This window comes from Stenotrophomonas mori, assembly GCF_023556335.1.
GTDB classification, from domain to species: Bacteria; Pseudomonadota; Gammaproteobacteria; order Xanthomonadales; family Xanthomonadaceae; genus Stenotrophomonas; species Stenotrophomonas mori.
The window spans coordinates 126407-149722 of record NZ_JAIKTS010000001.1; the positions used below are offsets into that span (position 1 = coordinate 126407).

At 70.3% G+C, this 23316-nt stretch carries 21 protein-coding genes and 1 tRNA gene; 12 read left to right on the forward strand and 10 right to left on the reverse strand.

All coding sequences use genetic code 11. From position 1 onward, the window contains the following. The first annotated feature begins 107 nt into the window (after positions 1 to 107). The 5 genes from K5L01_RS00570 (at position 108) to K5L01_RS14920 (ending at position 7664) form a co-directional block, all read left to right on the forward strand. A complete protein-coding gene (locus K5L01_RS00570) occupies positions 108 to 1169 on the forward strand; it encodes an efflux RND transporter periplasmic adaptor subunit (RefSeq protein ID WP_250060968.1) in 1062 nt (353 codons plus the stop codon). Further along, positions 1166 to 4291 (forward strand): efflux RND transporter permease subunit, encoded by a 3126-nt coding sequence (locus K5L01_RS00575; protein WP_250060970.1) that lies wholly within the window; start codon positions 1166 to 1168, stop codon positions 4289 to 4291. The genes K5L01_RS00570 and K5L01_RS00575 overlap by 4 nt, the downstream gene beginning before the upstream one ends. Positions 4292 to 4499: 208 nt before the next feature. Then, positions 4500 to 6002: an alanine/glycine:cation symporter family protein gene (locus K5L01_RS00580; RefSeq protein ID WP_250060971.1), complete on the forward strand. Its 1503-nt coding sequence runs from the start codon at positions 4500 to 4502 to the stop codon at positions 6000 to 6002. A 13-nt stretch (positions 6003 to 6015) separates the two neighbouring features. Next, positions 6016 to 6858: a TrmH family RNA methyltransferase gene (locus K5L01_RS00585; RefSeq protein WP_250060973.1), complete on the forward strand. Its 843-nt coding sequence runs from the start codon at positions 6016 to 6018 to the stop codon at positions 6856 to 6858. Then, a complete protein-coding gene (locus K5L01_RS14920) occupies positions 6855 to 7664 on the forward strand; it encodes a class I SAM-dependent methyltransferase (RefSeq protein ID WP_336254068.1) in 810 nt (269 codons plus the stop codon). The genes K5L01_RS00585 and K5L01_RS14920 overlap by 4 nt, the downstream gene beginning before the upstream one ends. 42 nt (positions 7665 to 7706) lie before the next feature. Here the strand turns inward: K5L01_RS14920 and K5L01_RS00595 are convergent, their stop codons facing one another. The 4 genes from K5L01_RS00595 to K5L01_RS00610 form a co-directional block, all read right to left on the reverse strand. Further along, on the reverse strand, positions 7707 to 9347 hold the full coding sequence (locus K5L01_RS00595; protein WP_250060975.1) for an NAD+ synthase: 1641 nt from the start codon (positions 9345 to 9347) through the stop codon (positions 7707 to 7709). A gap of 272 nt (positions 9348 to 9619) precedes the next feature. Next, positions 9620 to 10033, reverse strand: coding sequence for a large-conductance mechanosensitive channel protein MscL (gene mscL, locus K5L01_RS00600; RefSeq protein ID WP_250060978.1), 414 nt, complete (start codon positions 10031 to 10033; stop codon positions 9620 to 9622). A gap of 58 nt (positions 10034 to 10091) precedes the next feature. Further along, entirely contained in the window at positions 10092 to 10799 is a 708-nt protein-coding gene (locus K5L01_RS00605) for a fumarylacetoacetate hydrolase family protein (RefSeq protein WP_250060980.1), read from the reverse strand. A gap of 146 nt (positions 10800 to 10945) precedes the next feature. Further along, on the reverse strand, positions 10946 to 11224 hold the full coding sequence (locus K5L01_RS00610) for a hypothetical protein (RefSeq protein ID WP_250060982.1): 279 nt from the start codon (positions 11222 to 11224) through the stop codon (positions 10946 to 10948). Positions 11225 to 11387: 163 nt separating this feature from the next. Here K5L01_RS00610 and K5L01_RS00615 point away from each other — a divergent pair, with 163 nt between their 5' ends. Then, positions 11388 to 11735 carry a Rieske (2Fe-2S) protein gene (locus K5L01_RS00615; protein ID WP_250060984.1) on the forward strand — a complete coding sequence of 116 codons (348 nt, stop codon included), beginning with the start codon at positions 11388 to 11390 and terminating at the stop codon, positions 11733 to 11735. Positions 11736 to 11748: 13 nt separating this feature from the next. On the opposite strand, the gene K5L01_RS00620 is transcribed toward K5L01_RS00615, so the two are convergent. From K5L01_RS00620 to thiS, 4 genes are all read right to left on the reverse strand, one after another. Then, positions 11749 to 13596, reverse strand: coding sequence for an SLC13 family permease (locus K5L01_RS00620; RefSeq protein ID WP_250060986.1), 1848 nt, complete (start codon positions 13594 to 13596; stop codon positions 11749 to 11751). A 119-nt stretch (positions 13597 to 13715) separates the two neighbouring features. Continuing rightward, positions 13716 to 14468: a tRNA (guanosine(46)-N7)-methyltransferase TrmB gene (trmB, locus tag K5L01_RS00625; protein ID WP_250060988.1), complete on the reverse strand. Its 753-nt coding sequence runs from the start codon at positions 14466 to 14468 to the stop codon at positions 13716 to 13718. Between the two features lie 94 nt (positions 14469 to 14562). Continuing rightward, positions 14563 to 15360, reverse strand: coding sequence for a thiazole synthase (locus K5L01_RS00630; protein WP_250060991.1), 798 nt, complete (start codon positions 15358 to 15360; stop codon positions 14563 to 14565). Between the two features lie 135 nt (positions 15361 to 15495). Then, a complete protein-coding gene (gene thiS / locus K5L01_RS00635; RefSeq protein WP_250060993.1) occupies positions 15496 to 15696 on the reverse strand; it encodes a sulfur carrier protein ThiS in 201 nt (66 codons plus the stop codon). Between the two features lie 137 nt (positions 15697 to 15833). On the opposite strand from thiS, the gene K5L01_RS00640 reads away from it, so the two are divergent. The 6 genes from K5L01_RS00640 to K5L01_RS00665 all read left to right on the forward strand — a co-directional run bounded on the left by K5L01_RS00640 (position 15834) and on the right by K5L01_RS00665 (position 21653). Beyond that, complete coding sequence (locus K5L01_RS00640) at positions 15834 to 17660, forward strand: autotransporter domain-containing protein (protein ID WP_250060995.1); 1827 nt, start codon at positions 15834 to 15836, stop codon at positions 17658 to 17660. 146 nt (positions 17661 to 17806) lie between these two features. Further along, a tRNA-Gly gene (locus tag K5L01_RS00645) sits at positions 17807 to 17880 on the forward strand. Between the two features lie 80 nt (positions 17881 to 17960). After that, positions 17961 to 18836 carry a 30S ribosomal protein S6--L-glutamate ligase gene (gene rimK / locus K5L01_RS00650; RefSeq protein WP_250060997.1) on the forward strand — a complete coding sequence of 292 codons (876 nt, stop codon included), beginning with the start codon at positions 17961 to 17963 and terminating at the stop codon, positions 18834 to 18836. A gap of 220 nt (positions 18837 to 19056) precedes the next feature. Further along, the gene (locus K5L01_RS00655; protein WP_250061000.1) at positions 19057 to 19521 is read left to right on the forward strand and encodes a hypothetical protein; all 465 of its coding nucleotides are present in this window, start codon (positions 19057 to 19059) and stop codon (positions 19519 to 19521) included. Positions 19522 to 19642: 121 nt separating this feature from the next. Continuing rightward, a complete protein-coding gene (locus tag K5L01_RS00660; RefSeq protein ID WP_250061002.1) occupies positions 19643 to 20320 on the forward strand; it encodes a response regulator transcription factor in 678 nt (225 codons plus the stop codon). Next, positions 20313 to 21653 (forward strand): sensor histidine kinase, encoded by a 1341-nt coding sequence (locus K5L01_RS00665; protein ID WP_250061004.1) that lies wholly within the window; start codon positions 20313 to 20315, stop codon positions 21651 to 21653. The genes K5L01_RS00660 and K5L01_RS00665 overlap by 8 nt, the downstream gene beginning before the upstream one ends. A 142-nt stretch (positions 21654 to 21795) precedes the next feature. On the opposite strand, the gene coaE is transcribed toward K5L01_RS00665, so the two are convergent. Together coaE and K5L01_RS00675 are read right to left on the reverse strand one after the other, a co-directional pair. Then, positions 21796 to 22416 carry a dephospho-CoA kinase gene (gene coaE / locus K5L01_RS00670; protein WP_250061006.1) on the reverse strand — a complete coding sequence of 207 codons (621 nt, stop codon included), beginning with the start codon at positions 22414 to 22416 and terminating at the stop codon, positions 21796 to 21798. Between the two features lie 35 nt (positions 22417 to 22451). After that, the gene (locus K5L01_RS00675) at positions 22452 to 23312 is read right to left on the reverse strand and encodes a prepilin peptidase (protein WP_250061008.1); all 861 of its coding nucleotides are present in this window, start codon (positions 23310 to 23312) and stop codon (positions 22452 to 22454) included. Positions 23313 to 23316 lie beyond the last annotated feature (4 nt).

Consider the following 23316-nt stretch of genomic DNA (forward strand, 5'->3'; position numbering starts at 1 on the left):
GGAATGGACCGCCGACATTTCTTTGCAGGGCCGCCCCCCCCAATGGCACATCCCGGGCCCCCCGGCGCTGGTTAGACTGGCGGATCGAGCATCTGACGGAATTCCATATGTTGGGGCGTTTTGCGGCCGCATTGGCCCGTGGCACGGTTCTGGTACTGGCAGTGAACGCATGCACCCGTACCGGCGGGGAGGCGCCGCACGAGGCGGGCGCCGCGGTCCCGGTGACGACCCAGCAGGTGGCGCATTCGGCCTGGAACGACACGCTGCAGGCGATCGGTACCGCGAAGGCGCGCGAGTCGGTGATCGTCACCGCCAAGGTCAGCGAGATCATCGACGCGGTGCACTTCCACAGCGGCCAGGAAGTGGCCGCCGGGGCGCCGCTGGTCACCCTGCGCATCGATGCCCAGGAAGCCGCGCTGGCCCAGGCCCAGGCCACCTTCGACGAGGCCGACCGGCTGTACCGGCGCCAGAACGAGCTGGCGACCCAGCAGCTGGTGGCCAGCTCCACCCTGGATACCCAGAAATCGATCCGCGATGCGGCCGAGGCACGGGTGCGGCAGATGCGCGCGGAGGTCTCCGACCGCGAGGTGCGCGCACCGTTCGCCGGCGTACTGGGGATCCGGCAAGTCAGCCCGGGCGCGCTGGTCACGCCGACCACGGTCATCGCCACGCTCGACGACATCTCGCGCATGCATGTCGATTTCCAGGTCCCCGAGGCCGAGCTGGCCTCGCTCAAGCCCGGCGACAAGGTCACCGGGAGCAGCATCGCCTGGCCGGGCCGCGGTTTCGACGGCGAGGTCAGCACCATCGACGCGCGGGTGGACCCGGGCAGCCGCGCGGTCACCGTGCGCGCCGACTTCCCCAATCCCGACCACGCGCTGCGCCCGGGCATGCTGTTGGACGTGCGCGTGTTCCGGCCGGAGCGCCAGGCGCTGCTGATCCCGGAGATCGCGGTGGTGCAGGTCGGCCGTGATTCCTACGTGTTCCGGGTCCTGGACGATGCCACGGTCCAGCGGGTCGACATCAAGACCGGTACCCGCCGCGCCGGGGTGGTCGAGATCGTGGAGGGGCTGGAGGCCGGGCAGCGGATCGTCGTGGACGGCACCGGCAAGCTGCGCAACGGCCTGCGGGTGGAGGACGCGCGGGTGGCCGAGGCCACCGCCGAATGAGGCTCTCCGAGCTTTCGATCAAGCGGCCGGTGCTGGCCGTGGTGATGAGCCTGCTGCTGGTGGTGCTGGGGCTGATGTCGTTCAGCCGGCTGACGCTGCGCGAGCTGCCGGCCATCGACCCGCCCATCGTCTCGGTGTCGATCGACTACACCGGCGCGTCGGCGGCGGTGATCGAGAGCCGCATCACCCAGGTGCTGGAGGATGCGCTGGCCGGCATCGAGGGCATCGACACGATCAACGCCCGCAGCACCAACGGCCGTGCCTCGGTGAGCATGGAGTTCAATGCCGAGCGCGACATCGAGGCGGCGGCCAACGACGTCCGTGACGCCATCAGCCGGGTCGCCGACCGCATGCCCGAGGAGGCGCGGCCACCGGAGGTGGCCAAGATCGAGAGCGACGCCGACGCCATCATCTGGTTCAACATGAGCTCTTCGAGCATGGATACGCTGGAGCTCAGCGACTATGCCGAGCGCTACGTGGTCGACCGCTTCTCCAGCATCGACGGCGTTGCCCGGGTGCAGATGGGCGGCCGCCAGCGCTATGCCATGCGCATCTGGCTGGACCGCGACCAGCTGGCCGCGCGCGGGCTGACGGTGGGCGAGGTGGAAGCGGCGCTGCGCAACGAGAACGTGGAGCTGCCGGCCGGCCGCATCGAATCGGCCGACCGCGACTTCACCCTGCGCGTGGAGCGCAGCTACGTGGCGCCGGCCGACTTCGCCAGCCTGCCGCTGGGCAAGGGCCGCGACGGCTACGTGGTGCGCCTGGCCGACGTCGCCAAGGTCGAGCTGGCCTCGGCCGAACGGCGTGCCTATTACCGCAGCAACGGCGAGCCGGGCATGGGCCTGGGCATCGTCAAGACCTCCACCGCCAATGCGCTGGACGTGGCCCGCGCCACCCGCGCCGAGGCCGAGCGCATCGCCAAGACCCTGCCCGAGGGCACGCGGATCTTCGTCGCCTTCGACAACACCACCTTCATCGAGGCGGCGGTCGAGCGCGTCTACGCCACCCTGGTGGAGGCGATGTTCCTGGTGCTGGTGGTGATCTGGCTGTTCCTGGGCAGCCTGCGCGCGGCGCTGATCCCGGCGGTGACGGTGCCGGTCTGCCTGGTGGCCGCGTTCATCGCGTTGTTCGCCTTCGGCTTCACCATCAACCTGTTCACCCTGCTGGCGCTGGTGCTGTGCATCGGCCTGGTGGTGGACGACGCCATCGTGGTGGTGGAGAACGTGCAGCGGCGCATCGACCTCGGCGAGCCGCCGCTGGTCGCCGCACGGCGCGGCACCACGCAGGTGGCGTTCGCGGTGATCGCCACCACCGCGGTGCTGGTGGCGGTGTTCCTGCCGGTCGGCTTCCTGGAGGGCAACACCGGGCGGCTGTTCCGCGAGCTGGCGGTGGCGCTGGCCGCGGCGGTGGCGCTGTCGGCCTTCGTGGCGCTGACGCTGACGCCGATGATGGCCTCCAAGCTGCTCAGGCCGCACAGCGAACAGAAGAGCAACCGCCTCAACCGTTTCATCAACCGCCAGCTGGTACGGCTGGCGTCGGCCTATGGGCGCGTGCTGGACCGGCATGTGCAGCGCACCTGGGTGTTCGCGCTGGTGATGCTGGCCGCGCTGGGCGCGAGCTGGGGGCTGTTCCAGCTGCTGCCGTCGGAGCTGGCGCCGGCCGAGGACCGCGGTTCGTTCCAGGTCATGATCGACGGCCCGGAAGGCGCCGGGTTCGACTACACCGTCGGCCAGGTGCAGCAGGTGGAGCGGATCGTGGACCGTTTCGTCGGCCCCGACGAGCCCATCGCGCGCGCCAACCCGCGCGTGCCCGGCGGCTGGGGCAACAGCGAGGAGATGCATACCGGGCGCATCAGCGTGTTCCTGCAGCCCTGGCGGCAGCGCAGCGAGGTCACCGCCGATGTCGCCCACAGCCTGCAGCAGGAACTGGACGGCCTGAGCGGCGTGCGTGTGCGCACCCAGGTCGGCGGTGGCCTGGTGCGCAGCTTCGGGCAGCCGTTCCAGGTGGTGCTCGGCGGGCCGGAATATGCCGAGATCGCGCAGTGGCGCGACCGCCTGCTGGCGCGCATGGAGGCCTATCCGGGGCTGGTCGGCGCCGATTCGGACTACAAGGAAACCCGCCCGCAGATGCGGGTCAACATCGACCGCCAGCGGGCCGCCGACCTGGGCGTGAGCGTGACCGAGATCGGCCGCGCGCTGGAGACGATGATGGGCTCGCGCCGGGTCACCACCTTCGTCGACAACGGCGAGGAATACGACGTGCTGGTGCAGGCCGGCCGCGAAGGCCGCGCCTCGCCGGCCGACCTGGCGGCGATCCAGGTCCGCGCCCGTTCGGGCGAGCTGGTGCCGCTGTCCAACCTGGTCGGCCTCAGCGAAGTGGCCGAGGCCGGCACCCTGAACCGCTTCAACCGCCTGCGCTCGATCACCATCAGCGCCAGCGTGGCGCCCGGGCATACCCTGGGCGAGGCCATCGCCTGGGTGCAGGAGGTCGCGCGCGAGGAATTGCCCGAATACGCGCAGATCGACTGGAAGGGCGAGTCGCGCGAGTACCAGAACGCCGGCAGCGCGGTGCTGCTGACCTTCGCCATGGCGTTGCTGGTGGTCTACCTGGTGCTGGCCGCGCAGTTCGAGAGCTTCATCCACCCGCTGGTGATCATGCTCACGGTGCCGCTGGGGGTGCTGGGTGCCTTCGTCGGCCTGTACGTCAGCGGCGGCACGCTCAACCTCTTCAGCCAGATCGGCATCGTCATGCTGGTGGGGCTGGCGGCGAAGAACGGCATCCTGATCGTCGAGTTCGCCAACCAGCTGCGCGACGAGGGCCGCTCGGTGCACCAGGCCATCGTCGAGGCGGCCACGGTGCGCCTGCGGCCGATCCTGATGACCTCCATCGCCACCGTGGTCGGCGCGGTGCCGCTGGTGGCGGCCGGCGGGCCGGGGTCGGCCAGCCGCGGCACCATCGGCGTGGTGGTCATCTTCGGCGTCAGCGTCTCCACCTTCCTGTCGCTGTTCGTGGTGCCGGCGTTCTACGCGCTGCTGGCGCCGCACACGCAGTCGCCCGAGACGGTGGCCAACGAGCTGGCCCGCCAGGAGCGCGAGACCCCCTCGGTGGGCGGCCATGCATGAGCCGCTGCCGGGAGCCGGCGCCGCGGGGCGCCGTGAATCCATCGAGGAAGGCCTGCCGGGGCGGGCCGCGTTCAAGGAGGGCACCTCTGTCACCTGTGCCGACGGGGCCGCGTAGCGGCATCCGTCCACACAGGGTCGTGCATTCGTGGAAGAATCGCCGGTTCGCGAAGCCGGTACCTCATAGCCTTCAGCCATCCGGGGAGATCGAGTGGAAGCCATCGTCGAGTACATAAACAGCATCATCTGGAGCAACGCGCTCATCTTCATCTGCCTGGGCGCAGGCCTCTGGTTCAGCGTGCGCACGCGCTTCATGCAGCTCCGCGGCTTCGCCGAGATGTGCCGGCTGACGGTGGGCGGGCAGAAGTCCGACGCCGGGGTGTCCTCGTTCCAGGCGCTGGCGATGTCGATGGCCGGGCGCATGGGCATCGGCAACATCGCCGGTGTCGCCACCGCGATCGCCTATGGCGGCCCGGGCGCGATCTTCTGGATGTGGGTGATGGGCTTCCTCGGCGCGTCCACGTCCTACGTGGAATCGACCCTGGCGCAGATCTACAAGACCAAGGATGCCGAAGGCCGCTACCGCGGCGGTCCGGCCTACTACATCGAGAAGGCCATGGGCCTGAAGTGGTACGCCGCGGCATTCGCGGTGGCCACGGTCATCGCCGCCGGCTTCCTGCTGCCGGGCGTGCAGGCCAATGCGATCGCCGACAGCGCGGTCAACGTGCTCTGCCATGGCCCGGACGCCTGCGCGTCGGTGGGCGGCAGCGGCAGCATGAAGCTGTGGATCGGGCTGGCCGTGGCGGTGCTGCTGGGGCTGATCATCTTCGGCGGCGTCAAGCGCATCGCCAGCTTCGCCGAGGTGGTCGTGCCGTTCATGGCGCTGGGCTTCATCCTGATGGCGCTGGTGGTGATGGCGCTCAATGCCGAGAAGGTGCCGACGATGTTCGCCGACATCTTCTCCAGCGCGTTCGGCGCCCATGCCACCTTCGGCGGCATCATCGGCCAGGCCATCGCCTGGGGCGTGAAGCGCGGCATCTACGCCAACGAGGCCGGCCAGGGCACCGGCCCGCACGCCGCCGCCGCCGCCGAGGTCTCGCACCCGGCCAAGCAGGGCTACGTGCAGGCGTTCGCGATCTACTTCGACACCATGCTGGTGTGCACCTCCACGGCGTTCCTGTTGCTGTCCACCGGCATGTACAACGTGTTCCGCGAGGTCACCGAGGGCGGCGTGGAGAAGCTGGAGGCGATGGTCACCGGGGTGCCGGGCGTGGCGCCGTCGGAGGGCGCGCTGTTCACCCAGGCGGCGGTGGAGTCGGTGCTGCCGGGCTGGGGCGCCGGGTTCGTGGCGCTGGCGCTGTTCTTCTTCGCCTTCACCACGATCATGGCCTACTACTACATGGCCGAGACCAACCTGACCTACCTTGCCGGCAGCACCCGCACCCATCCGCTGGCGACCCTGGGGCTGCGCCTGGGCATCATGGGCATGGTGGTGTTCGGTGCCTTCCACAATGCCAAGATGGCCTGGGCGCTGGGCGACATCGGCGTTGGCCTGATGGCCTGGCTGAACGTCGTGGCGATCCTGATCGTGCAGAAGCCGGCGATGCTGGCGCTGGCCGACTACGAACGGCAGAAGAAGCTGGGGCTGGACCCGGTCTTCGATCCGGACGCGCTGGGCATCCGCAACGCCGATTTCTGGCGCGGCAACAAATAAGCGAGCATCCGCAGTGAGCAGTCCCTGGAACACCCGTCGTCCTTCCGCCCGCCCGCCGCGGGCCACCCCGCTGGTCCCCGGCAACCGCCGCGGCGAGGAGGGCGCGGGCCCGGTGCGCGGCAGCGACGAGCTGCGCCTGTATGGCGTCAACGCGGTGCTGGCGATGTTCGCCCGGCGCCCGCAGGCGCTGCGCAAGCTGTACCTGCTGGAGACGCTGATCCCGAGGATGCAGCCGCTGCTCAAGTGGTGCGCCGGCAACCGGATCGGCTACCGGGTGGTCGGCGAGGGCGACCTCAACAAGCTGGCCGCCACCACCCACCACGAAGGCGTGGTGGCCGACGTGCTGCGCGCGCCGGTGCTGCCGCTGTCGGAGTGGCTCGAGGGGCTCGCCCCGGGCCCGGCATTGGCGCTGTGGCTGGACGGAGTGGGCAATCCGCACAACTTCGGCGCGATCCTGCGCTCGGCCGCGCACTTCGGCGTGGCCGGCCTCCTGTTGCCGGCCGAGTCGCCGTTGAGCCTGTCCGGTGCCGCGGCCCGGGTCGCCGAGGGCGGCGCCGAGGCGGTGCCGCTGGTGCGCTTGCCGGCGCCGCCGCAGGCGCTCGCGCAGCTGCGCGAGGCCGGGTTCGCCTCGGCGGCGACCCTGGTGGAGGGCGGCGAGGACCTGTTCGCCGCGCGGCTGCCGACACGCATGGTCTACGTCATGGGGGCCGAGGGCGAAGGCATGGACCGCGGGCTGGCCGGGCAGTGCGACCTGCGCCTGTCCATCCCCGGCAGCGGCGCGGTGGAGAGCCTCAATGTGGCGGCGGCGACCGCGGTGTTCCTGTCGGTCGCGGCCAACCGCAACGCTGCCGGGTGAGGACCCGCGGGCTGCGCGACCTCCGCCAGTGGCAGGCGCTGCAGGGCCGCTGGCTGGCCGATGAGCGGGCGCTGGCGCCGGCGCAGCCGCTGCGGGGCCATTGCCCGCTGTGCCGGGCGGCAACGGATTTCCAGGGCGACCCGCAGGGCAACATCCGCGAGCGCCTGTACTGCGGCAACTGCGGTTGCAACGCGCGCCAGAGGGCGGCTGCCCGGGTGCTGCTGGAGGCGCTGGAAGCGGCCGGCACGGCCCGGGTATACGCCACGGAACAGGCCAGCCTGTTCTATCGCACGCTGCGTGGCCGGGTCGGGCAACTGCACGGGGGCGAGTACGGCGTCGGCCTGTCGCGCCGGTGGCGGTTGCAGCTGTGGCTGTGGCGGCACGGCGTGTTCGAACGCGTCGTCCTGCGCGACCTGACCGCACTGGAGTTCGCCGATGCCGGGCTTGACGCGGTGATCAGCCTGGACGTGCTCGAACACATCGTCGACACCGGCGCCGCCCTGCGCGAAGCCGCGCGCGTGCTGCGTCCCGGCGGCGTGTTCGTGTTCACCGTGCCGTTCTACCCGGACAAGGCCCGCAGCAGGCAGATCGCCCGGTTGCGGGATGACGGGCAGGTGGTATTCGAGGGCAGGCCGGAATACCACGGCGATCCGGTCTCCGGGGGCGTGCCGTGCTTCCATCACTTCGGCTGGGATCTGCTGGCCATGCTGCGGGAGGCCGGCTTCGCCGACGCCCGGGTACTGCGCGTCCACGATCCCGGGGCGGGCCTGCCACAGGGGCAATGGGTGTTCCGGGCCAGGCGGTGAGCCGTGCCGCGCGCCGGGCCCGGCTTCCAGGGAGCCGGATTCCTAGCCGCGGTAGCCGTTGCTGATCGGGTAGCGGCGCTCGCGGCTGAACGCGCGCCGCGACACCTTCGGTCCCGGTGCGGCCTGGTGCCGCTTCCATTCGCCGCTGCGCACCAGCCGCAGGACCCGGTCCACGACCTCGGCCGCGTAGCCGGCGGCGACGATCTCCTCGCGCGACTGCTCCTGGTCGACATGCCGGTAGAGGATGCCGTCGAGCACGTCGTAGGCGGGCAGCGAATCCTGGTCGGTCTGGTTGTCGCGCAGCTCGGCCGAGGGCGCGCGCGCGATCACCGCCGGGGGGATCACCGGCGCACCGCCGACGGTGTTGCGCCACTTGGACAGGCCATAGACCTCGGTCTTGTACAGGTCCTTCAGCGGCGCATAGCCGCCGCACATGTCGCCGTAGATGGTGGCGTAGCCGACCGCGTACTCGCTCTTGTTGCCGGTGGTCAGCAGCAGCCCGCCGAACTTGTTGGCCAGCGCCATCATGATCACGCCGCGGCAGCGCGACTGCAGGTTCTCCTCGGTCACGTCGGCGGCCTGGCCCTCGAACATCGCCGACAGCGACTGCAGCAGGCCCTGGAAGGCCGGCTCGATGGGCACCGTTTCCAGTTTCACGCCCAGGGCGCGGCACTGCTCGGCGGCCAGGTCGTTGGACAGTCCGGCGGTATAGCGCGAGGGCAGCGCCACCGCGGTGACGCGGTCCGCGCCCAGCGCGTCCACCGCCAGCGCCAGCACCAGCGCCGAATCGATGCCGCCGGACAGGCCCAGCCATACCCGGTCGAAGCCGTTCTTGCGGCAGTAGTCCTGGAGGCCGCGGGTGACCGCGCGCCAGGCCAGCGCATCCATGCTTTCATCGCCGTCGTCGATCCAGTGCAGCGGTGCGAAGGTGCGCGCGTCGGCGTCGTACTCGAGCAGCAGCAGCTCCTCGGCGAACGCCAGCGCCGCCGGGTGCACGGTGCCGTCGCCATCGGCGGCCAGCGAGGCGCCGTCGAACACCAGGTCATCCTGTCCACCGACCAGGTTGAGGTAGACGATGCCGGCGCCGCTGTCGCGGCTGCGTTCGGCCATCATGGCGTCACGCTGGGCATGCTTGCCGCGCTCGTACGGCGAGGCGTTGACCACCAGCGCCAGCTCCGCCCCCCCGGCCACGGCGGCGGCCAGCGGTCCGGGGAGCCACAGGTCCTCGCACACCAGCAGGCCCATGCGCACGCCGGCGACCTCGAACACGCAGGGAGCGGCGTCGGCATCGGCGGTGAAATAGCGGCGTTCATCGAACACCCCGTAGTTGGGCAGTTCGCATTTGCGGTGGGTGGCGGCGACCGTGCCGTCGCGCAGTACGCTGGCGGCGTTGTACAGCCCGCCGCCCGCGCGCTGGGGCCAGCCGACCACGGCGACGATGCCCTGCGCCTGCGCGGCGATGCTGGCGACGGCCTGCTCGCAGTCGTGCAGGAAGCCGGGCTGCAGCAGCAGGTCTTCCGGCGGGTAGCCGCTGACGGCCAGTTCCGGGAACAGCACCACGTCGGCGCCGTGCTCGTCGCGGGCGATCTGCATCAGTTCGACGATGCGGGCCCGGTTGCCGGCCACGTCGCCGACCGGGAAGTCATGCTGCGCCAGCGCGATGCGGAGGGTGCGGGTGGTCATGGATGCGGCTGCCGGAACGTTGCGGTGGCCGCATTATCCCAGACGCGGCCCGCGCACGCTGGCACCGGAACGGGCGCCTGCAGCGGACGTGCCGCGGCGATCCCCGGGCGATGGCGTGCCGGGGCCCCGTGTCCCTGCCGGTGCACGCCGGCCGCGGCCGGCCAGGCGGGTGCGGGGAGGCGACAACGGCGGAGCCGCGGGTTTGCGCCCGCGGCTCCATCGCTGCCGATGCCTGCCGGTGCCGCGGGCCGGCGCCCGCGCACGCGGAGCGGTCAGCGCTTGAGGTTGTCGCGGATCTCGCGCAGCAGCAGCACTTCCTCGCTCGGCTCGGGCGGGGCCGCGGGGGCTTCCTCCCGCTTGCGCGACAGGCGGTTGAGCACCTTGATCAGCATGAAGATGGCGAAGGCGACGATCACGAACTGGACCACGGTGTTGATGAAGTCGCCGTAGCCGATCACCACCGCCGGGATCTCGGTGCCGTCGGCGGCGACCCGCGCCGGGGCCAGGGTCCAGGCCAGGGTGGAGAAGTCGACGTTGCCGATCAGCCAGCCGATCGGCGGCATGATCATGTTGTCCACCAGGGAGGTGACGATCTTTCCGAACGCGCCGCCGATGACGACACCGACCGCGAGGTCGATGACGTTGCCGCGCATCGCGAATTCCTTGAACTCACTGATCATTCCCATGGGGCTCTCCTGTAGACGTGGTGATGGGGACGCGGGCAACAGACTACCGCGCTGCGGATCATCCGGCGATCCTGCCGTCGCAGCGTGCCACGCTGCCCAGGCGCGCGCTGAAACGGTCGCCGGGCTGCAGCGCGGCCACGCCCGCGGGCGTGCCCATGAACACCAGGTCGCCGGCGCGCAGCGCGTACAGCCGGGACAGCGCGTGCAGGATGTCGGCGACGTTCCAGATCATGCTGTCCAGGGTGGCGCGCTGGCGCTGCTGGCCGTTCACCTCCAGCGACAGCACCAGCGGCCCGAGCTCGCCGACCCGGTCCGCGGGCACCAGTTCGCTGACCGGGGCGGAATGGTCGAAACCCTTGGCGATGTCCCAGGGCGCGCCCTTGGCCTTGGCGACCGCCTGCAGGTCGCGGCGGGTCAGGTCGAGGCCGACGCCGTAGGCGAAGACCAGGGACAGGGCCTGCGCGGCGGGCAGCTCGCCGGCGGGCGCGTCCGCGCCCAGCGCCACGACCAGTTCCACCTCGTGGTGCAGGTCGGCGGTGGCGGAAGGATAGGGAACATCGGCGTCGCCGGTGACGATGGCGTCGGCCGGCTTCATGAAGAACATCGGCTGGCCGCGCTCGGCCGCCGATGCCGGAGCGCTGGCGCCCATCTCACGGGCATGGTCGGCGAAGTTGCGGCCGACGCAGTAGATGCGGCGCACCGGGAACGTGCCGCCGCCGGCCACGGCAATGCGCGGCACCGGCGGAGGGGGGATCAGGTCGGTCATGGGGGTTCCGGAAGGGGGCGGTCGCGCCATGATGCCGGAGCGCCGTGCAGGTCCGGTAGTGCCGGCCGCCCGGGAACCGGGCAGCACGCCGCCGCCGGGAGAGGGCATGCCGGGAGTGGACGGGCAGTGGCGAAGCCGGGACGGGCTCAGTGCGCGTTGGGCAGCGCCGGCTTGCGTACCACGCGGTACTCGCCGTCCATCACCGCGCCGGTACGGGCGGAAGCGCGCGGCTTGCGCGCGCCCAGCAGCTTCCAGGCCAGGCCGATGAGGATCATCGCCGCGCCGACGAACACCCCGGCCACGACCAGCACCGCCAGGATCGCCAGGCCCAGCAGGCCCAGCGCCACGCGCAGCAACGGGTGGCGCGGCTTGCGCGGCGCGAACAGGTTGCGGAAGCTGGCGAACTGGAAATGACGGCTGTACATGTCGGATGCGGGACGGTGAGGCTGCGGGCAGTATCGGCGGCAGGCCCGGCGGGCGAGTGAATTTGTCGTTAAAAACGGCGGCGCATTCAGACCGCGCGCCGCGCTTGCCGGCGGGAGCGGCATGCGACAATCGGCACTCCCGTACGCTTCACCGTGACACGCGATGCTCCGATCCGATGCCTCTCCCGTCGAGCTGGTTGCGCTCGACGCCGTGCCCGACCAGGGCTTCCACGCGGTGGAGGCGGTGATCGACGGCGAGGCCGAGCCGCTGCTGCTGTACCGCGACGGCGCCGAGGTCCGGGCCTGGCTCAATGTCTGCCCGCACGCCGGCCGGCCGCTCGACTGGGCGCCGGGGCAGTTCCTCAAGAGCCGCGAAGGGCACCTGGTATGCGCGGTGCACGGCGCCGCATTCGAACTGCAGCAGGGGCTGTGCGTCTCCGGCCCGTGCAAGGGCGATGCGCTGCGCGCGGTGCCGGTGCGGGTGGAGCAGGGCCGGGTGCTGCTGGACTGACGCGGCGCCGCGCTCAGAACATCAGGTTGACCATCACCACCACGACCAGGGTGTAGATCAGCGACAACGGCCCGCCGACGCGCCACATCTCGCGCGGGGTGTACTTGGCCGGCCCCATCACCATCGAGATCACCGGGTTGGAGGCGGTCATCAGGTTGTTGGACGCCGACAGCGCCACGATCAGGGCGAACGCGGTGGGGTTGCCGCCCGCGGCCAGTGCCAGGTTGACCGCGATGGGCACGGTGACGATGGTCGCGCCGACGTGGCTGATCACCAGCGAGAAGGCGGTGGTCAGCAGCGCCAGCGCCAGCTCCAGCAGCCAGATGGGTATGCCGGCCGGCAACTGGTCGATGGTATGACCGGCGACCCAGGCGGCGGCGCCGCTGGAGTCCATCGCCCAGCCCAGCGGAATCAGCCCGGCCATCATGAAGATGGTCTTCCAGTTGATGGCGGCATAGGCCTCGTCCATGCGCAGCACGCCGGTGAGCAGCATGCCGGCCACGCCGGTGAGCAGGGTCAGCGCGACCGGCAGGTGCGAGGTCAGCGCGATGATGATGGTCAACGCGAAGATCGCCATGGCGATCTTGAACTTGTGCGGGCGCTGCTCGCCCTTGGGGTAGTCGGTGACCACCACGAAATCGCGGCTTTCCGCCGCCGCGCTCAAGTCCTGCCAGATGCTGTGGAACACCAGCATGTCGCCGGCGCGCAGGGCCACGTTGCGCACGTCCTCGCGGATCACCTGCTTGTCGCGGTTGATCGCCAGCAGGCTGATGCCGCGTTCCTTGCGCAGGCGCAGGAGGCCGGCGGTCTTGCCGATCAGCTTGGAGGTCGGCGGCACCACCGCCTCGGAGATGCCGGCGCGGCTGGGGTTGAACAGGTCGCCGAGGTGGCGCATGCGCGAGGACATGCGCAGGAACTGGTTCTGCGCGAAGTCCGCCACCTGCTGGCGGCGGCCCATCGCGCCGATGATGCTGCCCACCCAGATGCGCATGTCGGCCGGTGGCGCCAGGCGGGTGTCGTTGCCGGTCTTCAGCGCCAGCAGCAGCGGCGCGTCGAACAGGCCTTCGACATCGCTGACGGTCATGCCCACCAGCGGGCTTTCGGCGGTGACGGTCAGCTCGAACACGTCGCCTTCGATGCCGTAGGCCTTGGCGAAGTAGCTCTCGGTCCGGGCCGGTGCCTGGCCGTCGCCGGAGCGGTCGTCCTCGCGCCTGAGCTTGCGGTCGCCGGAAAAGCGGAAGTACAGCAGCGACGCCGCCAGCAGCGCCAGGCCGATGGGCAGCGGCGCGAACATGCGCAGCGGCTCGATGGTGGCGGTGCCCGAGGGCAGGTTGTTGTTGGCCGAGACCAGCAGATCGTTGAGCAGGATCAGCGGCGAGTTGCCGACCATGGTCAGGCCGCCGCCCATCACGATCGCCGCGGTGATCGGCAGCAGCAGGCGCTTGAGGGTGAGCCCGGTGTGCGAGGCCAGGCGCGAGGCGACCGGCAGGTACAGCGCCATCACCGACGGGTTCTGCATGAACGAGGAGTTGAGGCCGGCGGTGGCGCTGGTCAGCAGCAGCAGGCGCTGTTCCAGGCCGCGCGAGCGCCGCAGCAGCCAGCCGGCCAGGCGGTTCAGAGCGCCGGTACGGTCCAGGCCGGCACCGAGGATGGTGGTGGCGATGATGCTCATGACCGCGTTGCCGGAAAAACCGCCGAAGATCTCCTCCGGCGCGATCAGGCCGGTCACGCCCAGCACCACCATCACCACCAGCGCGACCACGTCGGCGCGGATGCGTTCGAACAGGAACATCGCCATGGTGAAGCCGACCAGGCCCAGCACCAGTTTCATGTCGTTGGTCAGGGTCAGCGCGGTGTCCATCAGGTCCCTCGTCCGGTGGCGCCCAGCAGGGCGCGCGCAGGCGCCTCCGGTCCGGCCCCGTTTCCGCCACGTCCAGCTGTCTGTGCGAGAGGTAGAGGGGTCATCGCGGCGTCGTTCTCCTAGTCCGGGCGCTCCAGCGCGCACCGGTCGTACAGCAGGTCCCAGACGCCGTGGCCAAGCTTCTGGCCACGGCTCTCGAAGTGGGTCTGCGGGCGCCAGTCCGGGCGCGGCACGCTGCCACGGGCGCCGGCGCGGTTGACCAGCCCGGGGGTGGCGTCGAGCACCTCCCACATCTGCTCGGCGTAGTCGGCCCAGTCGGTGGCGCAGTGCAGGCGGCCGTCCGGGGCCAGCTTGCGCACCAGCAGGGCCGCGAATGCCGGCTGGATCAGGCGGCGCTTGTTGTGCCGCTTCTTGTGCCAGGGGTCGGGGAAGTAGATGCGGATCTCGTCCAGGGCGCCGTCGGCGATCTCCTTCTCCAGCACTTCCACCGCATCGTGGTGGTAGAGCCTGACGTGGTCGGCGTCGTCCTCGGCCAGGGCGTTGAGCAGGCGGCCCACCCCGGGTGCATGCACTTCGATGCCGATGTAGTCGCGGGCGGGGTCGAAGCGCGCGGCATGGCGCAGGGCGGCGCCGTTGCCGAAGCCGATTTCCAGCACTTTCGGCGCGGTGCGCCCGAAGGTGCTGTCCAGGTCGCGCGGCTGGCCGCTGAAATCGATGCCGAAGCGCGGCCAGCGCTGGTCGAACGCGCGCTGCTGCGCGGGGGTGAAGCGGCCCTGGCGCAGCACGAAGCTGCGGACTTCACGGCGCCCCTCGGTCACGGTGAACGGTTTCGGGGGGGCCTTGGCGCCGGCGCTGTCGAACGGATTGGTCAAACCGGGAGTCTCGTCAGGGGGTGGACGCGGGTGTGGCCGTTTCCGGCGCGGCGTCGGGGAGCGCGCGCTGCCGGCCGGCGGCGCGCGTGCGGGGTCATCCGATCAGCCCGTCCACCGGCGAGGACGCGCTCGCGTAGCGCTTGCGCGGGATGCGGCCGGCCAGGAACGCTTCGCGGCCGGCCTCCACCGCCTTGCGCATGGCACTGGCCATCAGCACCGGATCGCGGGCGCCGGCAATGGCGGTGTTCATCAGCACGCCGTCGCAGCCCAGTTCCATCGCGATGGCCGCGTCCGAGGCGGTGCCGACGCCGGCGTCGACGATGATCGGCACCTTGGCGCTCTCCACGATCTCGATCAGGTTGTACTTGTTCTGGACGCCGAGGCCGGAGCCGATCGGTGCGGCCAGCGGCATCACCGCCGCGCAGCCGATCTCCTCCAGGCGCTTGGCCAGGATCGGGTCGTCGGAGGTGTAGACCATGACGTCGAAGCCGTCCTTGACCAGGATTTCGGCGGCCTTGAGGGTCTGGATGACGTCCGGGTACAGGGTCTTCTGGTCGCCCAGCACTTCCAGCTTGGTCAGGTTGTGGCCGTCCAGCAGCTCGCGGGCCAGGCGGCAGGTGCGGACGGCGTCCTCGGCGGTATAGCAGCCGGCGGTATTGGGCAGGATCGCGTAGCGGTCCGGGGGCAGCACGTCGAGCAGGTTGGGTTCGCCCGGGTTCTGGCCGATGTTGGTGCGGCGGATGGCCACGGTGACGATCTGCGCGCCGGCGGCCTCGGTGGCCACGCGGGTTTCTTCCAGATCCTTGAACTTGCCGGTGCCGGTCAGCAGCCGGGACGAGTAGCGCTTGCCGGCGATGACCAGCGCGTCGGTGGGGGCGTGGTGTGCGTTCATGCCGGGATTATCGCGCATGCGGCGCGTGCGCGCCTTCGTCGGCTTGCCATCGCCGGTGGCGGGCGACGGCGCCGGCGCATGCAGCGGAGGGCGCCGGCCGGCCGGCGCCGGTGCGCGGGGCTGCGTGCGGGGGACTCAGCCGCCGCCCAGGGCGTGCACGATCTCGACGATGTCGCCGTCCTGCAGGGTCCAGTCGCCGTGCCGGCTGCGGGGGACGATCGTGCCGTTGACTTCCACCGCCACGCGGCGTTCGGCCAGGCCTTCGGCCATCAGCAGGCCGCTTACGGTAAGGGGGGCGGAGAGCGGGCGGGGGGCGCCATTGAGCTGGATGTTCATGCGCGCATTCTCCCCGGCAGCGGCGTAAATTCCCAGCCGGATGCGGCGCTGCAGCGTGAGGCTCTTACGCGGCAATGAAAAACTAACAACGTGCGGCGGCGTACGCTGCCGCGCCTTCTTTCGTCAGGAGTCTTCCCATGCGTGTTTCCCCCCGCCCCCTGCGTTCCGGCCTTGCACTGGCCCTGGCGCTGGCCGCCCTGCCGGCCATGGCGCAGTCGCCGTTCTCCAGGACCGTCTTTTTCGGCGACAGCCTGACCGATACCGGCTATTTCCGCCCGGTGCTGATGCAGCTGGACCCGAACGCGGCGCTTGTCGGCCGCTTCACCACCAACCCCGGCTGGGTCTGGGCCGACCACCTGGCCGACCACTACGGCACCGACGCCTCGCCCAACGGCAACGGGCAGAGCGGCGACAACTACGCGGTGGGTGGAGCGCGGGTCGGCGTGGATGCCGTTGGCCTGCTTGGCGCGACGCCTTCCATGAAGACCCAGCTCAGCGGCTACCTGGCCGCCAACGGCGGCAAGGCCGACCCGCGCGCGCTCTACACCGTGTGGGGCGGTGCCAACGACCTGTTCGCGGTGGCCGCCGGGGCGCCGGCGCAGGCCACGCTCGGTGCCGCGGTGGCCGACCAGGTGGGCATGGTGGGCGCGTTGCAGGCGGCGGGCGCGCAGTACGTGATGGTCCCGAACCTTCCCGACATCGGCCTGACGCCCTCGTCGCGCGCCGGCGGCCCGGTGGCGATGGCCCAGGGGACGGCACTGGCCAAGGCCTACAACGACGCCTTGTTCGGCGGCCTGAAGCAGGCCGGGCTGCAGGTCATCCCGGTCGATACCTTCACCATCCTGCAGGAGATCGTCGCCGATCCGGGCACCTACGGTTTCAGCAACGTGTCCGGCACGGCCTGCCAGCCGCAGGTGACCGCGCAGTCGCTGACCTGCAATCCGTTGACCTACGCCGATCCGGACGCCGCCAACCGCTACGTGTTCGCCGACGGCGTGCATCCGACCACGGCGGCCCACGAGATCCTCGGCCAGTACGCGATCTCGGTGCTGGAAGCGCCGCGCCTGCAGCAGGTGCTGAGCCATTCGGCGCAGACCACCGGCCGCGCGCGCGCGGACCAGGTGAGCGGGCATCTGCGCGAGCGCCCTGCCGACGGCCTGGCCTGGTGGGGCAACGTGCGCGGCGACATGCAGCGCTACGACCACGCCGACCTGTACGACGGCATGGCGCCGGCCGGCCTGTTCGGCGTCGACTGGGCGCGCAACGGCAGCGTGGTCGGCGGTTTCGCCGGCTATGGGCGGATGCGTGCGGATTTTGGCAACAGCCAGGGCGATTTCACCCAGTCCGACACCACCGTGGGCCTGTTCGCCGGCTGGTACGGCGAGCGCGCCCGGGTCGGTGGCCAGGTCAGCTACAGCTGGCTGGACTACGACGTGGCCCGCAAGGTCCAGCTGGGTCCGGCGGCGCGGCTGCACCGGGGCACGCCGGACGGCAGCAACCTGACCGCGGCGCTGGATGCCGGCTACGAATTCGGCCAGCAGGGCGGAGTGCGGCACGGGCCGGTCGCCGCCGTGGTCTGGCAGAAGGTCAAGCTGGACGGCTACGTGGAGAGCAATGCCAGTGCCACCGCGCTGGGCTACGGCAGGCAGAACGTGGACAGCACGGTCGGCCGCCTCGGCTGGCAGGTGCGCCTGGACGGCGGCAGCGTCCGTCCCTATGCGCAGGTCACCTGGGACCATGAGTTCGAGGACGGCAAGCAGGCCGGCGCCTGGCTGCAGACCCTGGCCGACGTGGGGCCCTACACGGTGCCCGGCCTGCGCTTCGACCGGAACTACGCCACGGTGGCGCTGGGTGCGCGGGTGACGCTGTGGGGCCTGGAGAGCACGCTCGGCCTGAGCACCACCACCGCGCAGAAGGCGGCGCGCGACGCGACCCTGTTCGCCAGCTTCGGCGGCCACTTCTAGACGGGGTACGGCACCGGCCGGGACGTGGCGGCGCTGCGGCGCTGCCGCCCCGGTGGAGCGGTGGCGCCGGGGATGCCCGGCGCCCGCGTCGCTTCCCGTGGGCATTGCGCACAGGGCCGTTGCGCGCATAGACTGCGCATCGCCCTGCGGGTGTAGCTCAATGGTAGAGCAGAAGCTTCCCAAGCTTACGACGAGGGTTCGATTCCCTTCACCCGCTCCAGCCTCTCCAGGCCCCGCCGCCGGGAAGGCTCCAGGCACGGGCAGGGCGCGTCGCGCCGGTGCGTATTCCCGGATCCAGCGATGAAACTGGCCATCCTTTCCCGCAACAGCAAGCTCTACTCGACCCGCCGGCTGGTCGAGGCGGCGCGCGCGCGAGGCCACACGGTGCGCATACTCGATCCGCTGCGGTGCTACATGCGCATCACCGCGGGCGACTTCAGCATGCACTACAAGGGGCGGCCGCTGTCCGGTTTCGATGCGGTGATCCCGCGGATCGGAACCTCGATCACCCGCTACGGCACTGCCGTGCTGCGGCAGTTCGAGATGATGGGCGCCTGCACGCCCAACCCGTCCGACGCGATCCTGCGCGCCCGCGACAAGCTGCGCGCGCAGCAGGTCCTGGCCGCCAAGGGCATCGACATGCCCGTCACGGTGTTCGGCGACAACCCCGACGACACCGACGACCTGCTGTCCATGCTGGGGCCGCCGCCGCACGTGCTGAAGCTGAGCGAAGGTACCCAGGGGAGGGGGGTGATCCTCACCGAGAAGCTCAGCGCATCGCGGGCGACGGTGGAAGCCCTGCGTGGCCTGTATGCGAACTTCCTGGTCCAAGAGTTCATCGGCGAGGCGCAAGGGGCCGACCTGCGCTGCCTGGTGGTCGGCGACCGGGTGGTGGCGACCATGCGCCGGCAGGCGCAGGAGGGGGAGTTCCGCTCGAACCTGCATGCCGGCGGCAGCGCCGGGCCGGTGGCCTGCAGCAGGGCCGAACAGCAGGTCGCGGTACGTTCGGCCCGCGCGCTGGGCCTGGGCATCGCCGGCGTGGACATGATCCGCTCGCGGCGCGGGCCGTTGATCCTGGAGGTGAATTCGACGCCCGGGCTGGAGGGGATCGAAAGCATCTCGGGGCGGGATGTCGCCGGCGAGGTGATCGATTACGTCGCAAATCTGAGGCGTTGACCCCGGTTTCCGATTTGCTTGCATGGTTTTAACGGGTGCTTAATTGCGCCTTTTCTACGCTTCATCCACTGCGACCCGCCCTCCTCAGCAGGTCCGGTGATCGGGAACTTTTCAGGCCTTGGCGGGCACCGCCAAGGCCTCGTTTTTTTGTGCCTCCGCCCGCTTGTTGCCGTTTTCATCCACGGCTAGAGTGGGCGGAATTCCAAGGGGGACACGGATGATGTCGAGGAGTCTGCTGGTAGGGGTGGCGCTGCTGGTATCCGGCAGTTGCCTGGCCAAACCCCCGGAGCCGCCGCTGCGCCCGGCGCTGCCGTTCGCCGCGCAGCACGAGAGGATCCGCGCCGACCTGCAGGCCGGCGAGCGGTACAGCGAGATTTCCGCCACGGACCGGCAGCGGGTGGCCGAGGCGCTGGAGCGCATGGCGCAGGCGATCGGTGAGGGCAACGCCGAGGCGCTCCCGCCGGAGCGTCGCGCCCGGGTGTTCAACGATCAGGAACTGGTCAACACGCTGTTGGCGCGGGCGCGTGAAGACAGCCGGCTGGTGTGCCGGCGCGAGAAGCCGATCGGCTCCAGGATGCCGGTCACGCAATGCCAGACGGTCGCCGAGCGCGGCCGCATGCGGCAGGACGCCGACAGCCAGCTCCGCCATGTGCAGGAGGGGCGGATCATCAAGGCCAACGATTGAACGGCCGCGCCGGCACGGGCGGGGGGCCGGAATGGCGCGATGTTAATGAAGCTTGTGCTGTAATCCCTGCGTTCCGGCGCGCGACCGCGCCGGCCCGGGCCAACGAAGGATATCCACGCCAGTGCGCATTCTAGTAATCGAAGACAACAGCGACATCGCCGCCAACCTCGGGGATTACCTTGAGGACCGCGGCCACACGGTGGACTTCGCCGCCGATGGCGTGACCGGCCTGCACCTGGCGGTCGTCCACGACTTCGACGCGATCGTGCTCGATCTCAACCTGCCCGGCATGGACGGCATCGAAGTCTGCCGCAAGCTGCGCAACGACGCGCGCAAGCAGACCCCGGTGCTGATGCTGACCGCGCGCGATTCGCTGGACAACAAGCTTGCCGGCTTCGATTCCGGTGCCGACGACTACCTGATCAAGCCGTTCGCCCTGCAGGAAGTGGAAGTGCGCCTCAACGCGCTGTCGCGGCGGGGCAAGGGCGCGCATACGCGGGTGCTGGAAACCGGCGAGCTGGAATACAACCTGGATACGCTGGAAGTGCGTCGCCAGGGCAAGCTGCTGCAGCTCAACCCGACGGCGCTGAAGATCCTGCAGGCGCTGATGGAGGCCTCGCCCGCGGTGGTCACCCGGCAGGAGCTGGAAACCCGGGTCTGGGGCGAGGAACTGCCGGATTCGGATTCGCTGCGGGTGCACATCCACGGCCTGCGCGCGGTGGTGGACAAGCCCTTCGAAGTGCCGATGATCCAGACCCGGCATGGCATCGGCTACCGGATCGCCGCGCCCGATGCCTGAAAGTCCATCGTCGTCCGCGAAGGCCGGCAAGCATGGCCGGTTCCGGCGTCGCCTGCGCAGCCGCATCATCGTCTCGTTCGTGCTGCTGGGCTTCAGCCTGACGGCACTGTTCGCGTTCGCCACGAACTGGGCGCGTCAGCGCGTGGAGAGCCAGCTCGTCGAAGAGGTGATGAACCGCAATGTCGACGAGTATGCGCGCCGCTATTACGTCGACCCCACGCACGCGCCGGATGTGCCGTTCCAGCAGCTGAAAGCCTATTTCTATCCCCGGGAGAAGTTCGAGCGGGTGCGTGAGGAACGGCCCGAGTGGGCGGCGTTGCCCAACGGGAACCACAACGTCAGCGGCGTGGACGAGGATGGAAAGCCCTTTTCCTACAAGCTGGCGGTTCGCAAAGCGGACGACACCTGGTTCTTCCTCGCTTACGACATGACGGAAAGCATGCGTGGAGAGCAGCAGCTCAAGCGCGCCCTGTTCCTGTCGGTGATCGTATTCAGCCTGTTGTCGCTGGTGCTGGGCTGGTGGTCGGCGTCGCGTGTGATGCGCCCGGTTTCGGACCTGGCCGCGCGCCTGCGCGCCTACCGTGGCGGGACACGGCATCCGGAACCGCTGGCGCCGCGGTTTCCCGACGATGAGGTCGGGCAGCTGGCAGAGGCGCTGGATGACTATTCGGCGCGCCTGACCGAAGTGGTGCAGCGTGATCGCGAGTTCAATGCCGACGTGAGCCATGAGCTGCGCACGCCGCTGGCGGTGATCCGCGGTGCGACCGAACTGCTGCTCACCCGCCCGGGCCTAGATGAAAAGATGCTGCAGCGCCTGCAGCGCATTCAGCGTGCCGAACAGCAGTGCAGCGACCTGATCGGTTCGCTGCTGCTGCTGTCGCGCAACGAACGCGGCCAGGGGTGCAGCAATGTCGCCCGGATCGCCGAGCAGCTGTTGGAAGCGCATCGGGCGCAGCTGGGCGGAAAACCGCTGGAGCTGCTGCTGGAGGGCGAGCGCGAGCTGGTCGTCGATGCTCCGGAAGCCGCGGTGTCGGTGGCGCTGGGCAACCTGATCGGCAATGCGGTGAAGTACACCCAGGAAGGCCAGGTGCGGGTCCGCGTGCTGGACAACGCCGTGGAAGTGATCGATACGGGTCCGGGCTTGAGTGAGAAGGACGCCGCCAGCCTGTTCCAGCGGGGCTATCGCGGCACGCATGCCGGCCATTCGCAGGGCGGCGGCATCGGGCTGTCCATCGTCAGCCGCCTGTGTGCCCTCTATGGCTGGCAGGCAAGTATCCGGCCGGGGGACGGGCAGGGCGTGGTCGGTACGCTGACGTTCGCGCCGGCGGGCTGAGCGGGCGGAGCTGCGGGGGCGGACGAACGCATCTATTGCGCCGGACAGCCTGCAGGTGGCTGCAAGCAGCGGACCGCCGCTTCAAGGCCGAGGCTGGGGCACCCCCCGGGCGCGGTGCCGGCAACGTGCCGGCAGAAGACGGTCAGGGCGCGCGCGCCAGCGCCAGTTGCCGATACCGCCGGTCCAACTCCGCCACCTGCGGCTGCAGGTGCGCGGGCGCGTGTTCGTTGACGATCACGTCGTCGGCCAGTGCCAGGCGCTGGCTGTCGCCGGCCTGTGCACGGATCATGCGTGTCGCCAGCTCCGCGTCGATTCCATCGCGCCGGAGCAGGCGGGCTTGGCGCACCGCCTCGGGCGCGTCGACCACCAGCACGCGGTCCAGCCAGGGATAGCCCTTGCGTCCTCCCGCCTCGGCCAGCAGCGGGATCGCGGCGATGGCGTAGGGGCCGGGTGCGGCGCGGCAGGCGTCGTGAAGACGGGTACGGATCGCCGGGTGGGTGATGGCTTCCAGGGCCGCGCGCGCCTGGTCGTCGGCGAACACGTGCGCACGCAGCCGGGCGCGGTCCAGGCTGCCGTCGGCCCGCAGCATGCCTGTGCCGAAGCGCTGCCTGATCGCTTCCAGTGTGGCGCCGCCGGGTGCCACCACCTCGCGGGCGACCACATCGGCGTCGGCCACGATGACGCCCAGTTCTTCGAAGCGGCGGCTGACTTCGCTCTTGCCCGAGGCGATGCCGCCGGTGAGGCCGACGATGAAGTCGCTCATGTGCGCGGGTCGCGGCGCATGCGGAGCAGCGCGGGCTACAGCCCGGCCCATCCCCTGTAGGCGCCGATCATCTGGTCGCCCCACATGAATACCAGCCAGCCGGCAATGGCCAGGTAGGGGCCGAACGGGATCGGCGTGGCGCGGTCGCGGCCGCGCGCGTACAGCCAGATCGAGCCGACGATGGCGCCGACCAGCGAGGACAGCAGGATGATCGGCAGGATGCCCTGCAGGCCGCACCAGGCGCCGAGCGCGGCCAGCAGCTTGAAGTCGCCGTGGCCCATGCCCTCCTTGCCGGTGAGCTGCCTGAACAACCACCACACCGTCCACAACGACAGATAGCCCACCGCGGCGCCGAGCAGCGCCGGCTTGGCCGCGATGTAGAGGTTGTCCATGCTTCCGATCAGGCCCAGCCACATCAGCGGCAGGGTCAGCTGGTCGGGCAGCAGCTGGGTGCGCAGGTCGATGCCGGACAGCGCGATCAGGAAGCAGGCCAGCACGATGGCGCCGAACCCCTGCCAGCCGAAGCCGAACTGCCACACGCTGGCCACGACCATGAGCGCCGTCAACAGCTCCACCAGCGGGTACTGGAGGGAAATGGGGGTCTGGCAATGGCGGCAGCGGCCGCGCTGCAGCAGCCAGCTGAACAGCGGGATGTTCTCGTACCAGCGCAGCGGGTGCTTGCAGTGCGGGCAGTGCGAGGGCTCCACCACCACCCCCGGCGGCGGCGGCTCGTAGAGGTCGGGCTCGCCCAGGATCTCGCGGGCGTCCCGCTTCCACTGCCACTCCATGCGCCGCGGCAGGCGCAGGATCACCACGTTGAGGAAGCTGCCGATCAGCAGTCCCAGTCCGGCGGCGGCGGGGTAGCCGAGGCCGGGATGCTGGTCGAGGAAGGCCATGGAT

Coding starts and splice junctions, on each gene's coding strand:
- K5L01_RS00570 (WP_250060968.1), top strand. CDS start 108: ATGTTGGGGCGTTTTGCGGCCGCATTGGCCCGTGGCACGGTTCTGGTA.
- K5L01_RS00575 (WP_250060970.1), top strand. CDS start 1,166: ATGAGGCTCTCCGAGCTTTCGATCAAGCGGCCGGTGCTGGCCGTGGTG.
- K5L01_RS00595 (WP_250060975.1), bottom strand. CDS start 9,347: ATGACCACCCGCACCCTCCGCATCGCGCTGGCGCAGCATGACTTCCCG.
- mscL (WP_250060978.1), bottom strand. CDS start 10,033: ATGGGAATGATCAGTGAGTTCAAGGAATTCGCGATGCGCGGCAACGTC.
- K5L01_RS00605 (WP_250060980.1), bottom strand. CDS start 10,799: ATGACCGACCTGATCCCCCCTCCGCCGGTGCCGCGCATTGCCGTGGCC.
- K5L01_RS00610 (WP_250060982.1), bottom strand. CDS start 11,224: ATGTACAGCCGTCATTTCCAGTTCGCCAGCTTCCGCAACCTGTTCGCG.
- K5L01_RS00615 (WP_250060984.1), top strand. CDS start 11,388: ATGCTCCGATCCGATGCCTCTCCCGTCGAGCTGGTTGCGCTCGACGCC.
- K5L01_RS00620 (WP_250060986.1), bottom strand. CDS start 13,596: ATGGACACCGCGCTGACCCTGACCAACGACATGAAACTGGTGCTGGGC.
- K5L01_RS00630 (WP_250060991.1), bottom strand. CDS start 15,360: ATGAACGCACACCACGCCCCCACCGACGCGCTGGTCATCGCCGGCAAG.
- thiS (WP_250060993.1), bottom strand. CDS start 15,696: ATGAACATCCAGCTCAATGGCGCCCCCCGCCCGCTCTCCGCCCCCCTT.
- K5L01_RS00640 (WP_250060995.1), top strand. CDS start 15,834: ATGCGTGTTTCCCCCCGCCCCCTGCGTTCCGGCCTTGCACTGGCCCTG.
- rimK (WP_250060997.1), top strand. CDS start 17,961: ATGAAACTGGCCATCCTTTCCCGCAACAGCAAGCTCTACTCGACCCGC.
- K5L01_RS00655 (WP_250061000.1), top strand. CDS start 19,057: ATGTCGAGGAGTCTGCTGGTAGGGGTGGCGCTGCTGGTATCCGGCAGT.
- K5L01_RS00665 (WP_250061004.1), top strand. CDS start 20,313: ATGCCTGAAAGTCCATCGTCGTCCGCGAAGGCCGGCAAGCATGGCCGG.
- coaE (WP_250061006.1), bottom strand. CDS start 22,416: ATGAGCGACTTCATCGTCGGCCTCACCGGCGGCATCGCCTCGGGCAAG.
- K5L01_RS00675 (WP_250061008.1), bottom strand. CDS start 23,312: ATGGCCTTCCTCGACCAGCATCCCGGCCTCGGCTACCCCGCCGCCGCC.